The 13,532-nt window shown below is 73.1% G+C and carries 11 protein-coding genes; 5 read left to right on the forward strand and 6 right to left on the reverse strand.

Annotated elements, in window-relative coordinates:
• Nucleotides 1-20: 20 nt before the first annotated feature.
• Nucleotides 21-2,516: a DNA gyrase/topoisomerase IV subunit A gene (locus CCO02nite_RS02235; protein WP_146841367.1), complete on the forward strand. Its 2,496-nt coding sequence runs from the start codon at nt 21-23 to the stop codon at nt 2,514-2,516.
• 18 nt (nt 2,517-2,534) lie between these two features.
• Here the strand turns inward: CCO02nite_RS02235 and CCO02nite_RS02240 are convergent, their stop codons facing one another.
• The 3 genes from CCO02nite_RS02240 to CCO02nite_RS02250 form a co-directional block, all read right to left on the reverse strand.
• Nucleotides 2,535-3,302 carry a lysoplasmalogenase gene (locus tag CCO02nite_RS02240; protein ID WP_246117282.1) on the reverse strand — a complete coding sequence of 256 codons (768 nt, stop codon included), beginning with the start codon at nt 3,300-3,302 and terminating at the stop codon, nt 2,535-2,537.
• A gap of 158 nt (nt 3,303-3,460) precedes the next feature.
• The gene (locus CCO02nite_RS02245) at nt 3,461-4,489 is read right to left on the reverse strand and encodes a GNAT family N-acetyltransferase (RefSeq protein ID WP_146841368.1); all 1,029 of its coding nucleotides are present in this window, start codon (nt 4,487-4,489) and stop codon (nt 3,461-3,463) included.
• A gap of 40 nt (nt 4,490-4,529) precedes the next feature.
• Entirely contained in the window at nt 4,530-6,659 is a 2,130-nt protein-coding gene (locus CCO02nite_RS02250) for a DNA gyrase/topoisomerase IV subunit B (protein WP_146841369.1), read from the reverse strand.
• Between the two features lie 191 nt (nt 6,660-6,850).
• Between CCO02nite_RS02250 and CCO02nite_RS02255 the strand changes: the two genes are divergently transcribed.
• Nucleotides 6,851-7,072 (forward strand): DUF7455 domain-containing protein, encoded by a 222-nt coding sequence (locus CCO02nite_RS02255; RefSeq protein ID WP_146841370.1) that lies wholly within the window; start codon nt 6,851-6,853, stop codon nt 7,070-7,072.
• A gap of 162 nt (nt 7,073-7,234) precedes the next feature.
• Nucleotides 7,235-8,032 (forward strand): hypothetical protein, encoded by a 798-nt coding sequence (locus tag CCO02nite_RS02260; RefSeq protein ID WP_146841371.1) that lies wholly within the window; start codon nt 7,235-7,237, stop codon nt 8,030-8,032.
• A gap of 65 nt (nt 8,033-8,097) precedes the next feature.
• Here CCO02nite_RS02260 and CCO02nite_RS02265 read toward each other — a convergent pair whose 3' ends face one another.
• The 3 genes from CCO02nite_RS02265 to CCO02nite_RS02275 form a co-directional block, all read right to left on the reverse strand.
• Complete coding sequence (locus tag CCO02nite_RS02265) at nt 8,098-9,705, reverse strand: RNA polymerase sigma factor (protein ID WP_246117283.1); 1,608 nt, start codon at nt 9,703-9,705, stop codon at nt 8,098-8,100.
• Between the two features lie 241 nt (nt 9,706-9,946).
• Complete coding sequence (locus tag CCO02nite_RS02270; RefSeq protein ID WP_146841372.1) at nt 9,947-10,339, reverse strand: universal stress protein; 393 nt, start codon at nt 10,337-10,339, stop codon at nt 9,947-9,949.
• Nucleotides 10,340-10,475: 136 nt separating this feature from the next.
• Entirely contained in the window at nt 10,476-11,663 is a 1,188-nt protein-coding gene (locus tag CCO02nite_RS02275) for a DUF4192 domain-containing protein (RefSeq protein WP_246117284.1), read from the reverse strand.
• 132 nt (nt 11,664-11,795) lie between these two features.
• On the opposite strand from CCO02nite_RS02275, the gene CCO02nite_RS02280 reads away from it, so the two are divergent.
• Both CCO02nite_RS02280 and CCO02nite_RS02285 read left to right on the forward strand, forming a co-directional pair.
• Nucleotides 11,796-12,341, forward strand: a complete 546-nt coding sequence (locus CCO02nite_RS02280) for a hypothetical protein (protein WP_146841374.1) — start codon at nt 11,796-11,798, stop codon at nt 12,339-12,341.
• Between the two features lie 9 nt (nt 12,342-12,350).
• Nucleotides 12,351-13,490, forward strand: coding sequence for a polyprenyl synthetase family protein (locus tag CCO02nite_RS02285; RefSeq protein ID WP_146841375.1), 1,140 nt, complete (start codon nt 12,351-12,353; stop codon nt 13,488-13,490).
• Nucleotides 13,491-13,532 lie beyond the last annotated feature (42 nt).

A 13,532-nucleotide genomic window follows, 5' to 3' on the forward strand; every position in this document is an offset into this window, starting at 1 on the left:
CACCCGAGGAGCCCCACCGCATGGCGCGTCGCCCCGCGACCCCGGACCTGCCCCCCGACGATCTCGTCGAGAAGGTCGTCGACATCGACGTCGCCGCCGAGATGGAGGGCTCGTTCCTCGAGTACGCGTACTCGGTCATCTACTCGCGCGCCCTGCCCGACGCACGCGACGGGCTCAAGCCCGTGCAGCGCCGCATCCTGTTCCAGATGTCCGACATGGGCCTGCGGCCCGAACGTCCATACGTGAAGTCGGCGCGCGTCGTGGGCGAGGTGATGGGCAAGCTGCACCCGCACGGCGACACCGCGATCTACGACGCGATGGTGCGGCTCGCGCAGCCGTTCAGCCTGCGGCTGCCGCTGGTCGACGGGCACGGCAACTTCGGCTCGCTCGACGACGGTCCCGCCGCCCCGCGCTACACGGAGGCGCGCATGGCGCCGTCGGCGGTCGCGATGACGACCGGTCTCGACGAGGACGTCGTCGACTTCGTCCCGAACTACGACAACAAGCTCACACAGCCCGAGGTGCTCCCCGCGGCGATCCCGAACCTGCTGGTCAACGGCGCGGCCGGGATCGCGGTCGGCATGGCCACCAACATGGCGCCGCACAACCTCGTCGAGGTCGTCGCCGCCGCGCGTCACCTCGTCCAGCACCCCGACGCCACGCTCGAGGACCTCATGCGGTTCGTCCCCGGCCCTGACCTGCCCTCGGGCGGCAAGATCGTCGGACTCGACGGTGTGCGCGACGCGTACCGCACCGGGCGTGGCGCGTTCCGCACGCGCGCGACCGCACGCATCGAGAACGTCACCGCGCGACGCAAGGGCATCGTCATCACCGAGCTGCCCTACCTCGTCGGACCCGAGAAGGTGATCGAGAAGATCAAGGAGGGCGTGCAGGCCAAGAAGCTGTCCGGGATCGCCGACGCCGTCGACCTGACCGACCGCCAGCACGGCCTGCGCCTCGTGATCGAGGTCAAGTCAGGGTTCGACCCCGACGCCGTGCTCGAGCAGCTCTACCGGTTCACGCCGCTCGAGGACTCGTTCTCGATCAACAACGTCGCTCTCGTCGAGGGCCAGCCGCGCACGCTCGGCCTGCGCGAGCTGCTCGTCGTGTGGGTCGAGCACCGCATCGTCGTCGTGCGGCGCCGCTCCCAGCACCGGCTCACCAAGCGGCTCGAGCGGCTGCACCTCGTCGAAGGGCTGCTCGTCGCGATCCTCGACATCGACGAGGTCATCCAGGTGATCCGCTCGTCGGACGACGCCGAGGGCGCGCGGCAGCGGCTGCAGGTCGTGTTCGACCTGACGCAGGTGCAGGCCGAGTACATCCTCGAGCTGCGGCTGCGGCGCCTGACGAAGTTCTCCCGGCTCGAGCTCGAGTCCGAGCGCACGCAGCTCGAGACCGAGATCGCCGAGCTGCGCGCGATCCTCGCCGACGACGCGCTGCTGCGTTCGCTCGTGTCCGACGAGATGGCGGACGTCGCCGCGACGTACGGCACGCCTCGCCGCACGATCCTGCTCGAGTCCGCCGGCGGGGCCAGCGTCGGCGCGCTCGCCGGTGCCCCGGCACGCTCGTCGGCGCGGGCGGCCGGCGCCGCGCCGCTGGAGATCGCGGACACGGCGTGCTTCGCGCTGCTGTCCGGCACCGGGCTGCTCGCCCGGACGGCGTCCGACGAGGCGCCGACCCGTCCCGAGGGCGCCCGGCGCGGCGCGCACGACGTGCTCGCGTCGGTGGTCGCGACGAGCGCCCGCGCCGACATCGGCGTCGTGACCTCGCGCGGCCGCATGCTGCGCGCTTCGGTGCTCGACCTGCCCGCGCTGCCCCCGACCGACGGCGCGCCCTCGCTGTCCGGCGGGATCCCCGTCCGCGAGCTGGTCGCGCTCGAGACCGGCGAACGGGTCGTCGCGCTCGCGTCGTTGGCCGCCGACGCACCGACGCTCGCGCTGGCCACCGCGCAGGGCGTGGTCAAGCGGGTCGCCGCCGGCGACGTGCCGGGCAACAAGGACACCTGGGAGGTGGTCGCGCTGCGCGACGGCGACGAGATCGTCGGGGCGACCGGTGCGGCCGATGACGCCGAGCTCGTGCTCGTCAGCTCGGACGCGTCGTTGCTGCACTTCCCCGCGTCCGCGGTACGCCCGCAGGGCCGTGCCGCCGGCGGCATGGCCGGGATCAACCTCGCGAGCGGGTGCCAGGTCGTCGCGTTCGCGGTGGTGCCCGCCGGCGCGGCCGTCGACGCGGTCGTGGTGACGGTCGCGGGCTCGTCGTCGGCCCTGCCCGGCACGCAGCCCGGCAGCGCGAAGGTCTCGCCGTTCGAGGTGTACCCGGCCAAGGGCCGCGCCACCGGCGGCGTGCGTGCGCACCGGTTCCTCAAGGGCGAGGACGCCCTCCTGCTGGCCTGGGTCGGCCCGGCGCCCGCGTGGGCGTGCGGCTCGGGAGGTCAGCCCGTCGAGCTGCCACCCGTGGAGCCCCGGCGCGACATGTCCGGGACGGCCCTGTCGGCGCCGGTGCGCGCGATCGGCTGATCGCGGGCGGTCGGGCCGCTAGGCGGGCAGCCCGCCCGGGTGCGCGACGAGGGCCACGACGTTGTCGCGCTTGGGTGCCCGGCTCGTGGTCGCCGGGGCGGGGGCCTCGGGTGCGCGCCGGCTCGACCGGTTGACGCGCACGACGGCGACGACGAGCAGCGCCTGCCCGAGCGCGTACGTCGCCATGACCCACACCGACTGCCCCGGCAGCTCCCAGCCCGGCACGAACCGCTCGAGCGCGATGAGCCCGTCGGACACGAGGAACACCGCACCGCCGACCGCGCCCACGGTGCCCAGCCCCGTGGCGAGCACCGCCATGGCGGTCAGGACACCGCCGTACACGGCCACCGGGACGAGCATCGAGCCGGCGTGCGAAGCGCAGAACCCGACGAGCGCGACGAGCACGACCGTGTAGGGCAGCACGAGCAGCGGCCGTCGTCGGGCGACCGACCGGCCCGACAGCGGTGCGAACGCCACCACGTAGGAGGCCTGCGCGAGCAGGAAGCACCCGACCATCGCGAGGAACGCCGCGTCGCCGCTCAGCCGCGACGGCAGGAAGTCGCCCAGGAAGCTGAACCCGAGCGCGACCAGCGACCATGCGACGAGCCTGCCGCGCGGCCAACGGGTCGCCGCGAGGAGCACCACCGCGAGCGTCGGCATCAGCAACCACTGCGAGACGTCGGCGAGCGCATCCGCGTCGACGACGAGCGCCGTCAGGTGGGTCAGCGTGACGACGACGTAGGCGACGGCGCTGGCACGCAGCACCCACGGGGGCGGACGGAGCACAGCAGACCTCCGGTGGCCGGACCTCGTCGTCCGGCGTGCGACACGCCCGGCGGGGGAACCGGGCGCGACGCCGATGCTAGCCCGCCACGCGCCCCGGACCTACGCCCGACTGCGCGCGAGTGAGTCACTCGCGAGCGGGTGGATGCGTGGCGGTGGGACTACAGCTCGATCGAGAACGCCGTCGAGCTCAGGTACGGGACGTACCCGAGGCGCGAGTACAGCCCGTGCGCACCGGTCGGGTTCGCGGTGTCGACGCCCAGCTCGGCGTACTCGATGCCGTCCGCGCGGTACGCGTGCATCGCCGCGACGAGGAGCGCGGGCGCAATCCCCCGCCCGCGCCACGCACGGCGCACGCCCAGGACGTCCGTGTAGCCCGACGAGTAGCCTGCGACCGGCCAGTCCTGCTCGTACCGGCCCGAGAGCAGGTACCCGACGACCTCGTCCGACGCCTGGTCGAGCGCCAGGAAGCTCCACGTCGGCGCGAACATCGCACGGGTCTGGACCCACTGCTCGGGCGTGCGCGGCTCGCTGCCCCAGTGGTCCGCGAACGCCTCGTTGTGCGCGAGCCGCGCCTGCTCGTCGAGCTCGGCGCTCCAGGGCACGATCCGTACGCCCTCGGGGGCGAACGGCTCAGGCACGTCGCCGGTGAGCGCCCGGCGCATCTCCGCGTAGTACCGGATGGGCGTGAACCCGGCGGCGCGCACGGCCGCGGCCGTGGCCGTCGCGGTGTCGTCGACGTACACCGACAGTCGCGCCGGCACCTGCTTGCCCGTGGCGGCCAAGAGCTGACGTCCGCGGTCCTGGGACCAGGCCAGCACCTGCGCACCGATCCCCCGTCGGCGCCACTCGGGGTGGACGCCACCGTCCAGGAACGCCCGCACCACGCGTGTGTCGCCCGCGGGCTGCTGGACCAGCGCCCAGGCCCGCAGCGCTCCTGCCTCGTCGCGGCCGGCCAGCGTGTCGCGTTCGACGTCGAGGTTCGAGTCGTCGAAGTGCTCGTCGACCTCGGCCTGCGAGATCCGGTACGGCAGGGCGTCGGCCTCCTGGCACGCGACGACCAGCGCGGTGAGCTCGGCGACGTCGGACCGCGCGAGCGCACCCCAGGTCAGGCCGGTCGAGGCGTCGGGCACCCGGACGGTCGCGGGAGCGGCGACGCGTTCGGCGAGCGGGGCGAGTGTCGTGGTCACCCCGCCACGATGCTGGAAGCGCGGGCGCGGGGCAATCCGATTACGCGTCGATGCGGCTGCGGTCCAGCCCTGCCGCCCCGGCGACGATGAAGTCCTTGCGCGGAGCGACGTCCGAGCCCATCAGCAGCTCGAAGACCTCCTCGGAGCGCGCTGCGGTCTCGACCGTGACCCGGCGCAACGTGCGGTGCCGCGGGTCCATCGTCGTCTCCGCGAGCTGGTCGGCGTCCATCTCCCCGAGGCCCTTGTAGCGCTGGATGTCGTCCTTGTAGCGCTTGCCGGCCTTGTCGAGCTTCTTGAGCGTCGCGGCCAGCTCCGCCTCGGAGTAGGTGTAGATGTACTTGTCCGCGTCGCCACGCACGCCGGTGAGCTCGACGCGGTGCAGCGGCGGGACGGCCGCGTACACCCGCCCGGCCTCGACGAGCGGGCGCATGTAGCGGAAGAACAGCGTGAGCAGCAAGGTGCGGATGTGCGCGCCGTCGACGTCCGCGTCCGTCATCAGGACGATCTTCCCGTAGCGCGCCGCGTCGAGGTCGAACGTGCGGCCCGACCCCGCACCGACCACCTGGATGATCGCCGCGCACTCGGCGTTCTTGAGCATGTCCGTGACGGACGCCTTCTGGACGTTGAGGATCTTGCCGCGGATCGGCAGCAGGGCCTGGAAGTCCGACGAGCGCGCCAGCTTCGCGGTCCCGAGCGCGGAGTCCCCCTCGACGATGAACAGCTCGGACCGCTCGACGTCGTCGATCCGGCAGTCGGCCAGCTTGGCCGGCAACGACGACGACTCGAGCGCGTTCTTGCGCCGGGAGATCTCCTTCTGCTTGCGCGCGGACAGGCGTGCGCGCATCTCGCCCACGACCTTGTCCAGCAGCAGCGCGCTCTGCGCCTTGTGGTCGCGCTTGGGGGACGTGAAGATCGCGCCGAGCTCGGTGTCGATCACGCGCGCGACGATGGCGCGGACCGGACCGGTGCCGAGGACCTCCTTGGTCTGACCCTCGAACTGCGGCTCCGCGATGCGGACCGTCACGACCGCCGTGAGGCCGGCCAGGACGTCCTCCTTCTCGATCTTCTCGGTCGCCGCGTCCTTGGCCGTGATCTTGAGCCGGCGCGCGTTCGCCTCGACCTGCTTCTTGAGCGTGCGCAGGAGGCCGGCCTCGAACCCGGACAGGTGCGTGCCGCCCTTGGGCGTCGAGATGATGTTGACGAAGCTGCGCACCTCGGTCTCGTAGCCCGTGCCCCAGCGCACCGCGATGTCGACCTCGCACGTGCGCGCGACCTCCTGCGGGGTCATGTGACCCCGCTCGTCGAGCACCGGAACGGTCTCGGTGTACTGGCCGGTCCCGGTCAGGTGCCACGTCCCGGTGACCGGCGCGTCCGGCGCCAGGTGGTCGGCGAAGTCGACCACGCCACCCGTGTGGCAGAACGTCTCCTCGTGCGGCCCGTCGGCGCCCGGCGTGCCCTTCAGCCCGCGCTCGTCGCGCACGACGATGGTCAGGCCGGGCACGAGGAAGCTCGTCTGGCGCGCTCGCGTGACGAGCTCGTCGTACGCGAACACGGCGGTGGCCGGGAAGATCTGGCGGTCCGCCCAGTACCGCACACGCGTACCGGTGCGGGCGCGAGCCACCTTGCCGACGACGGCGAGCTCCGAGCCCGAGACGAACGGCCGGAACGGCGACTCCGGCGAACGGCTCACGGCGTCGTCGAAGACCCCGGGCTCGCCGCGGTGGAACGTCATCCGGTGCGTCCTGCCGTCGCGGTCGACCTCGACGTCCAGCCGCGCCGACAGTGCGTTGACCACCGAGGCGCCGACGCCGTGCAGACCACCGGACGCACCGTAGGACCCGCCGCCGAACTTGCCGCCCGCGTGCAGCTTGGTGAACACGACCTCGACACCCGTCAGGCCGGTCTTCGGCTCGACGTCGACCGGGATCCCGCGCGCGTTGTCGCGCACCTCGACCGACGAGTCCGCGTGCAGCACGACGTCGATCCGGTCGCCGTGGCCCGCGAGCGCCTCGTCCACCGAGTTGTCGATGATCTCCCACAGGCAGTGCATCAGGCCGCGGCTGTCGGTGGTCCCGATGTACATGCCCGGCCGCTTGCGCACCGCCTCGAGGCCTTCGAGCACGGACAGGTGCCGCGCCGTGTAGTCGGAGCGCGAGGGAGTCGTCGTCACGCCGCGATGGTAGTCGCGGCCGCCGACACGGCCCCGACACCATGCCGCAGCCGTCCGAACTCGTGCCGAAAGGCCCTTGCGCGGGCCTCCCGTGTCGTGCACGTCACGATCAGGTGACATTTGCGTACGCGCATAGCGAACCACCCGCTCCCGAGGCGCTGGAACACAGTCCCGGGTGGTTCTATGGAGGCGTGACAGGGACGACGACCGAACCACTGACCGCAGCCGACCGTTGCGACCGCTGTGGCGCGCAGGCCTACGTCCGCGTCGTGCTGCCCGTCGGCGAGCTCCTCTTCTGCGCGCACCACGCCCGCGAGCACGCTCCGAAGTTCGCGGAGCTCGCGACGCACGTGCACGACGAGACGGACCGTCTGCTGGCCGAGCACGGCGCAGGAGCCGGCGCCGCGCACTGAGCGCACCCCACCTCGACCAGGAGGCCCGGACCGTCATGGTCCGGGCCTCCTGACGTCAGCGGCCGGTCGTCCACAGCCTGGCGCGACGTCGCGTCGCGCGGTGCGCGATCCCTCTACGTTGGGGCACGCGCCGAGCCGGCGTGCGCCGACGAGAGGACGACCGTGGCACTTCGCTTCAACCCGCCGCCCGGGTGGCCGCCCCCGCCAGAGGACTGGCTCCCACCCAAGGGCTGGAAGCCGGACCCGAGCTTCCCGCGCGCGCCGGCCGGCTGGGTGTTCGTCGTCGACGACGCTGCGCGCATCGCGCCGTCGCTCGACCCGATCCCCGGCATCACCAGAGCGCGCCGGCGCAGGCTGCTCGCCCCGACGCTCACGGGCGTGGTCGGTCTGGTCGTCGGACTCCTGATGGGTGGCGCCCTGGGTTCCACCGCCTCGCGCGACGACGGTGAGGCCGAGGCGATCGCGTCCGCCGCTCCCGACGACGTCGACGATGCGACGAACGACGGCACCGGCACACGCGCGAACCCCTACCCGGCGGGCTCGACCATCGAGCTCGAGGACTGGACCGTCGTGCTCGGAACGACGGTCCAGGACGCGACCGACGCGATCCTGGACGACGACGCGCTCCTGGATGACGACCCGATCAACGACTCGCCCGCCTTGGGCCGCCAGTTCGTCATGGTCCCCGTCACCGCGACCTACACGGGCGCCGAGACCGGTCTGGCGTGGATCGACCTCGAGGTGGACTTCGTCGGCTCGGCGGGCAACACGTTCGGCTTCGACGAGGACAGCTACTGCGGGCTGATCCCTGACTCGCTGGTGGACGAGGGGAGGCTCTACCCGGGCGCGACCGCCGAGGGCAACGAGTGCCGCTCGGTGCCGAGCGGGCAGGTCGCCGGCGGCACGTGGGCGCTGTCGACGGGCGGCGGCGACGAACCGGTCTTCGTCGCGCTCGAGTAGGAGTCCCCGCACGACGAAGGGCCTGCAGCCGGGGCTCCCGGCGGCAGGCCCTTCGTGGTCGTGTCTCAGTCGAGGTAGTCGCGCAGCACCTGCGAGCGCGAGGGGTGACGCAGCTTCGACATGGTCTTCGACTCGATCTGGCGGATCCGCTCGCGCGTCACGCCGTAGACCTTGCCGATCTCGTCGAGCGTCTTGGGCTGCCCGTCCGTGAGACCGAAGCGCATCGACACCACGCCGGCCTCGCGCTCGGAGAGCGTGTCGAGGACCTGGTGCAGCTGCTCCTGCAGGAGCGTGAAGCTCACCGCGTCCGCCGGGACGACGGCCTCGGAGTCCTCGATGAGGTCGCCGAACTCGCTGTCGCCGTCCTCGCCGAGCGGCGTGTGCAGCGAGATCGGCTCGCGGCCGTACTTCTGGACCTCGACGACCTTCTCGGGCGTCATGTCGAGCTCCTTGGCCAGCTCCTCCGGCGTGGGCTCACGGCCCAGGTCCTGGAGCATCTGGCGCTGCACACGCGCAAGCTTGTTGATGACCTCGACCATGTGCACCGGGATACGGATCGTGCGCGCCTGGTCGGCCATGGCGCGCGTGATCGCCTGCCGGATCCACCACGTCGCGTACGTCGAGAACTTGTAGCCCTTGGTGTAGTCGAACTTCTCGACCGCACGGATCAGACCGAGGTTGCCCTCCTGGATCAGGTCCAGGAACAGCATGCCGCGCCCGGTGTAGCGCTTGGCCAGGGAGACCACCAGGCGCAGGTTCGCCTCGAGCAGGTGGTTCTTGGCACGACGGCCGTCCTGCGCGATCCACTCGAGCTCGCGGCGCAGCTTCGGCTCCATCGCCACGCCCGCACCGAGTCGCTCCTCGGCGAACAGGCCGGCCTCGATGCGCTTGGCGAGCTCGACCTCCTGCTCGGCGTTCAGCAGCGCGACCTTGCCGATCTGCTTGAGGTAGTCCTTCACCGGGTCGGCGGTCGCGCCCGCGGTGACGACCTGCTGCGCGGGCGCGTCGTCGTCGTCGGCGTCCGAGTAGACGAAGCCGGCGTCCTCCGACTCCTCGGCGGCGGGCTTCTTCTCGGTGCCCTCCTCACCCTCCTCGGAGTCGTCGTCGGTCGTCTCCACGACCTCGGCGACCTCGGCCACGACGGCCTCGATCTCCGGGTCGTCGAGCACGATCGCGGCATCGTCGATGTCGGCGGCCGACTCGTCGACCGCGTCCTCGCCCTTCGCCGCGGCCTTGGTCGCCGCAGCCTTGGTCGCCGCGGCCTTCGTGGCCGCTGCCTTGGTGGGGGCCTTGGCGGGAGCGGCCTTGGCGGCCGGTGTCTTCGCGGCGGTCGTCTTCGCGGCGGTGCGCGTGGCGCGGGCGACCGGCTGCGGGGCCGAGTCGTCGGCGACCTCGTCGACCGGGACGGCCGCCTTGGTGGAGGTGCGCGACGTCGAGGTCGCGGCGGCGACACGGGCCACGGGCGCCGGCTCACGCACGGCGACACCGGCGGTCGCGAGACCACGGACGACGGCGCGCAGCCGCTTGGCGTCCTGTACGTCGGCCTGCTCGCAGGCCACCCGCAGCTCCTCGGCGGCGACCGAGCCGTGGGTACGCCCACGCAGGACCAGGTCCTGCAGGGCGGGGTGCTCGAACTCGCGCGGAAGCGCGGGGTGCGGAGTCTGGGACGACACGAACGACCTTTCGGCAGCACGACACCCGGTAGGTGCCGGGTGGTAGACGTAACAGTGTAACGAGCCGGGAGCCGCTGAGAGCATGCGGAACCAGGGCTGACGCAAGACAGCCACCACCACCAACGTCCGAGGCCGCCCGAGGATTCCCGCATCGGCGCACCAAGATGCCCGATGCCGCCTCGGGTCCTGTCGTGCAACGGGGCCAGTCGGTCGGGCCAGTCGGTCGGGCCAGTCGGTCGGCTCAGGCGGTCGGCTTGACCGTCATCACCGGGCACGGCGCGTCGAACAGCACGCGCTGCGCGTTCACGCCGAGGATCAGCTTCCCGACCGGGCTGCGGCGCCGCACCCCGATGACGATCAGGGATGCCCCGGTCTCCTCCGCGGCCGAGATCAGGTCGTCGGCGACGTCGCCGCCGTCCCGGACGCGGATCTCGTACGCGACCTCTCGCTTGGTCAGCTTGCGTTCGACCTTCCCGAGCTCGGCGTCGAGCGAGGCGCGTTCGTCGGGCGAGGCGTCCGGTCGCAGGCTCACCACCACGACGACCGGCACGTCACGCATCCTCGCCTCGTCGGCCGCGGCGCCGAGCGCGGCACGTCCCTCCGGCGTGGCCAGGTAGCCCACCACGATGCCCATGGGGCCTCCCCTCCTTGGCCGGACGCTACCGCGCGGCCAGCGCACTGGCGCGGCGGACGCGCACGCGAGCCGCACACCGGGCTCGGCGGGCGTCCGCGTGCAGGAGTCGGGGGCGCGGAGGTCAACGGCACGGGAGTCACTGTTCGTGGTCGGCCGGGGTCCCGGCCGACCACCGGGCGTCACGCTGCGCCCAGCCGGGTGGGCAGGCCGCGACGATCGTCGCCGTCAGCAGCACCGCGAGCCGGTAGTCCTCGTCGTCGAGCAGCGCCCGCTCGAGCAGCATCCGGGCCCGCGTGCCGTCGCCGCGCCACCAGGCGAGCCAGCCGAGCAGCGTGAGCGCGGGAGCCTGGGCACCCCGGGCGCCGTGCGCGACGACGCCCTCGAGCGTGCGTTCGTGCAGCAGCGTCGCCTCCGGCGGCGGAGTGCTGCCCGTCTCGCGGCTGACGACCTTGGCGATCGCCGCACCGATCTGCGCGTCCACCTCGGAGCTCGGCCGAGTCCCGAGCAGGCTGCGCTCCGCGAGGTTGCCGGTGCCCGGCACGAGCGCGACGAGCACGGCATCCCGGACGCGAACGTCCTGCAGGCCCGCCTCGACGCGGCCCCACGGCGCATGCGGCTGCTCGACCGGGACGCCGGCCTCCACCGCCGCCGTGTGGGCGACCGCCACACGCCACGCGGCCAACGACTCACGCCGCCACCGGACCGCGGCGGGCTCGCCTGCCAGGTGCGCCTCGCGGGCGCGCTCGGTCCAGCGCCGTCGCATGCGCGCCACGGTCCGGCGCCGCTCGGAGTCGATGGTCGGGAACCTGACCAGGTCGTCGCGCGAGTCGACCACCACCTGCCCGTCGAGCACCATGTGCGCCGAGACCCGCGTGGACTCCAGGTCCTGCAGCGGCCGTCCGCCCGGCGGACAGCATCCGTGCATGCAGTCCAGCGACAGGTAGCCCGTCGAGGTCACCACCCACACCGTCGTCGGGCCCAGCGGGGCCTCCGCGGCCTCGCGGTAGTGCGACACCGCGTTCGACACCGCATTCGACACCGAGCTCGACACCGAGCTCGACGCCGCCGCATGGGCCACGCGCGGGTCGTCGGCCACGTAGACCACCAGCAACGACGAGTGCGCGCCGTCGGCCCCGAGCGTGGCGACCATGGCGCGGGCCACCTGCGGGCCCGACTCGGCGTGTGCGAGATCGTCGAGATCGATGCGCATCATCAGCCCGACCCGACCCCGCGGCGCACGCAGGCTCACCGCCACCACGGACTCGGCCGGCCGGAAGCCGAGCCGGTAGGGCACCAGGGACAGGATCTCGCGGGGCTCGCTCACCCGCAGCGTCGTCGGCATGTCCGACAGCACAGCGTCCGACCGGCCCGGCGCAGCCCGCGAGCACCGATCTGTGCATCCGGATCGACGCCTCGTCGGGCTGGGGTCGGGTCGCGTCGCGACTACGCTGACCCGGTGCTTCCCGCCCGCGCCCCGCGCCGCCGCGTGCTCGCGGCGGCCCTCGCCGCCGTCGTCGCGCCCGGGCTGCTCGCCGGGCTGACGGCATGCAGCACGTCGGCGCCCGCCCGGCTGGACACGAGCGAGACGACGCTCGTCGAACCCGCGCCGACGTCCACCGAGGAGCTGCTCGACGAGCCCGAGGAGTCGTTCTCGACCGTGGGCGCGCTCGCCGACGGCTTCCCGGCGGACCTCGTCCCGCTGCCGCTCGACGCGGACATCCTCGTCTCGAGCGCACGTCCGTCACCCGACGACCCGGACCTGCTGGAGATCAGCCTCAACCTGCGCACCACGCTGTCGGCCGACGACCTCGTCGCGAGCCTGACGACCGCGCTGGCGGACCAGGGGTTCACGGCCGCACCGGCGGCGTCACCACCGGCGGGTCTGGCGGCGACCGGGACCTTCACCCGCGGCGAGGGTGAGCTGATCACGGTCGCGGTGCTCGATCGCGACGGCGTGCGCACCCTGACCATCGGCGGCACCGTGGCACCGGCCGGGGCCTAGGCTCTCGCTGTGACCTCCTCGCCGCTCACGTCGCTGTCCACGTCGGCGCTCGTCGACATCGAGGGCGTCCGCGGCGGGGTCGACGACGAGCTCGCCGAGCACGTCACGCGGCTACGCGCCCTGCTCGCGGGGGTCAGCGACGACGTGGACCACCTGGCCGACGCGGTCGAGGTGATGCTCTCGGGCGGCAAGCGCCTGCGCGCGGCGTTCTGCTACTGGTCGTGGCGTGCGCACGGCGGCACCCCGGGCACGTCCGAGGCGACCGCGGTGCTCCGCGTCGGGGCCGCGCTCGAGCTGTTCCAGGCCGCCGCGCTGTTCCACGACGACCTGATGGACGACTCGGACACGCGCCGGGGCCACCCCGCGGCGCACCGCGCATTCGCGGCCCGGCACGACGAGCGCGGCCTGCAGGGCACGGCCGAGCACTTCGGGATGTCCGCCGCGATCCTGCTGGGCGACCTCGCACTCGTCGCGAGCGAGCAGGTGTTCGCCGCCGCGCTCGCCGACGCGCCGGCGGCCAGGGCTGCGGGTGCGCGCGCCGTGTTCGACCTCATGCGGTCCGAGGTGACGATCGGCCAGTACCTCGACGTGCTCGCGCAGTCGATGCCCTGGGGCGTGGACCCCGCCGCCGACGAGCGCCGCGCACGCGAGGTCATCCGCGCCAAGTCCGCCCGCTACAGCGTCGAGCACCCGATCGTGCTCGGGGCGGTCCTCGCCGACGCGTCCGACGAGGACGTCGCGGCCTGCCGCGCACTGGGCCTGCCCCTGGGCGAGGCGTTCCAGCTCCGTGACGACGTGCTCGGCGTGTTCGGCGACCCCGTCGCGACCGGCAAGCCCGCGGGCGACGACCTGCGCGAGGGCAAGCGCACGGTGCTCGTCGCCCGGGCCCTCGCACGCGCCGCCCAGCGCGGCGACGACGAGACGGCCGCGCTGCTGCGCGCGCGCCTGGGCGACCGCGCGCTGAGCGACGACGACGTCCGCCAGATCGCGGTGGCGATCGACGCGGCCGGCGCGGTGGACGACGTCGAGGCGCTGATCGACACGCTCGCGGGCCGCGCGTTCGCGCTCGCGGCGGATCGCCGGTGGCCGGCACCGGCCGGCGAGGTCCTCGTCGCGCTCGCGCACGCCGCCGTCGACCGTCACGCCTGACACAACGCCCTGCCCTGACACAGCGCCCTGCGGGTCAGGACG

It is taken from the genome of Cellulomonas composti (genome assembly GCF_007990245.1).
Taxonomy (GTDB): Bacteria; Actinomycetota; Actinomycetes; order Actinomycetales; family Cellulomonadaceae; genus Cellulomonas; species Cellulomonas composti.